The sequence below is a fragment of the Ramlibacter sp. genome (assembly GCF_013697775.1).
Lineage (GTDB): Bacteria > Pseudomonadota > Gammaproteobacteria > Burkholderiales > Burkholderiaceae_C > Ramlibacter.
This window is the reverse complement of the sequence record NZ_JACCWG010000324.1, coordinates 1-2,275: the sequence shown is the minus strand read 5'-3', so window position 1 is coordinate 2,275 and position 2,275 is coordinate 1. Positions and strand designations below refer to the sequence as shown.

Genomic DNA, 2,275 nt, shown 5'->3' with positions numbered 1-2,275 from the left:
GCTGGTGGAGCACGACGCCGGCCTGGTCGCGCAGCTGCGCGCCACCCAGGCCCGGCTGCAGGCCATGGGGGTGCGTGTGCAGCGCGGCAACGGGCTGACCGCGCTGGCCGCGTTGCCCCCCGGCGGCGTGGACCTGGTGTTCCTGGATCCGCCCTTCGACGCCGGCCTGTACGACAAGGCGCTGGCCGCCGCCGCCCCGAGCCTGGCGCCCGAGGGCCTGGTCTACCTGGAGGCGCCGTCGGCCTGGGACGACCGGCTGCTGGCGCCGCACGGCCTGGAGCTGGTGCGCCACCTGCGGGCGGGCGCCGTCCATGCCCATCTGCTGCGGCGGCATAATGCAGCGCAACAATCGGCGCACCCGACCGCCGGTTGAGGAGAACCGCCATGGCCCAGAGCGTGATTGCCGTCTATCCCGGCACCTTCGACCCCATCACCCTGGGCCACGAGGACGTGGTGCGGCGTGCCTGCCAGCTGTTCGACAGCGTCATCGTCGCTGTCGCCGCCGGCCACCACAAGAAAGCATTGTTCACGCTGCAGGAGCGCATCGACATGGCGCGCGAGGCGGTACAGCCGTACCCGCAGGTGAAGGTGGAGGGCTTCAGCGGCCTGGTGCGCGACTTCGTCGTCGCGCGCGGCGGCAAGGCCATGGTGCGCGGCCTGCGCGCCGTCACCGACTTCGACTACGAGTTCCAGTTGGCCGGCATGAACCGCAGCCTGATGCCGGACGTGGAAACCGTATTCCTCACCCCCAGCGACCGCTTCCAGTTCATCAGCAGCACCTTCGTGCGCGAGATCGCGCTGCTGGGCGGCGAGGTGGACAAGTTCGTCTCGCCCTCGGTACAGCAGCGCCTGGCGGAAAAGGTGCGCAGCGCCGGCAGCGAGTGAGCGCGATCACCCGTTCGCGGCCGCTGTTGATCTCCCTCCGTTCGCCCTGAGCTTGTCGAAGGGCTTGCGAGGCTTCGACAGGCTCAGCCCGAACGGTGCGTTCATTCAGCCGGGCGGCCAGATCTTTTCCAGCCAGGCTAGCAGCGCCGCATTGACGGCCTTTGGCTGTTCCATGGTCAGCATGTGGCCGCACTGCGGAACCATCAAGAGCTCCGCCTGCGCCACGAGCGATGCGATCTCGCGCGAGCACCCCGGCGGCGCGAGCTGGTCGGCGTCGCCGCACAGCACCAGCACCGGGCAGCGCAGCTGCGGCAGGTGCCGCCGCGCGTCCGGCCGGGCGATGACGGCGCGGTTCTGCCGGATCAGCGCGTCTGCACCCGCACGCAGCACGAAGTCGAGATAGGACCGCACCAGCGCCGGGTTCCGTGCCTGCGCCGGATGAAAGGCCATGCGCACGTTGGGCTCGATCACCTCGCGGACCTTGCCTTGCGCGAACAGCCCGATCGCGCGTTCGCGCTCGGCCTGCATCGGCGCGCTCTCGGGCTGCGCACTGGTGCCCAGCAGCGCCAGGCCGCGCATGCGGTGCGGCGCCTGGCGCGCGGCTTCCATCGCCAGCATGCCGCCCATGGAAGCCCCGCACAGCACCAGCTCGCCGGCGTGCTCGGCCAGCAAGCCGGCCGCCATGGCTTCGATGGTGTCGTGGCGCGTGTGCACGTCGGCGACCACCGGCGCATAACGCGCCAGCGCGTCCAGCTGCGCGCGCCACATCTCCTCGTCGGCCGCCAGGCCGGGCAGCAGCACCAGCGTTGTCATGGCGCCAGCTGCGCCAGGCCGAGCGCCGCATACAGCGGCCGGGCCTGGCGCTTGAGCCGCAGCGATTCGGGCTGCGCGCGCAATTGCCGCTGCAGGACGTCCTGCGCATCGGCAAGCGCGCCGGCGCGGGTGAGCGCGTCCAGGTGCATCTGGCCGAACAGGTCGCGCTGCGCGTGGCTGCCGCCGATTTCCGTCATGCGCGGATTGGCGATCCCCAGATAGCGCGCCGCGTCGAACCAGTTGCGCCGCGCATGTGCCAGCACACCTCGCGCCGCCGGCAACGCGACATCGCGCCAGACCAGCCGGTCGAAGGCGTAACTCGATTGCGCCTTGTCCTCCACTGCCTGCATCAGCCGGTCGGCCTCCGCAAAATCCGCGCGGGCGAGGCCGTAGAGATATTGCAGCGTTAGGAAGGGCTGGATCGTGTCGGCCGCCCGCGGCCGCAGGTACTCTGCCAGCTGCTGCCAGCGATTGCCGACATCAAGGCCGGCGATTTCCATGCGCGCGAGCAACGACACCGCGCCGACCTGATCCTGCGAATAGCCCGGCTGGATTCCCCAGACATGGTTGTCATAGG

The 2,275-nt window shown here is 70.3% G+C and carries 3 protein-coding genes and 1 pseudogene; 2 read left to right on the top strand and 2 right to left on the bottom strand.

Annotation, left to right across the window (positions count from 1 at the left end; translation table 11 throughout):
- Together H0U68_RS16560 and coaD are read left to right on the top strand one after the other, a co-directional pair.
- On the top strand, nucleotides 1-373 hold a 373-nt coding region (locus H0U68_RS16560), incomplete at its 5' end, for an RsmD family RNA methyltransferase (RefSeq protein WP_296357542.1).
- A gap of 11 nt (nucleotides 374-384) precedes the next feature.
- A complete protein-coding gene (gene coaD / locus H0U68_RS16555) occupies nucleotides 385-885 on the top strand; it encodes a pantetheine-phosphate adenylyltransferase (protein WP_296357540.1) in 501 nt (166 codons plus the stop codon).
- A 105-nt stretch (nucleotides 886-990) separates the two neighbouring features.
- Here coaD and H0U68_RS16550 read toward each other — a convergent pair whose 3' ends face one another.
- Entirely contained in the window at nucleotides 991-1,698 is a 708-nt protein-coding gene (locus H0U68_RS16550; protein WP_296357538.1) for an alpha/beta fold hydrolase, read from the bottom strand.
- Nucleotides 1,695-2,275: pseudogene (locus H0U68_RS16545) on the bottom strand (tetratricopeptide repeat protein); the annotation flags it as partial. The gene H0U68_RS16550 and the pseudogene H0U68_RS16545, both read right to left, overlap by 4 nt.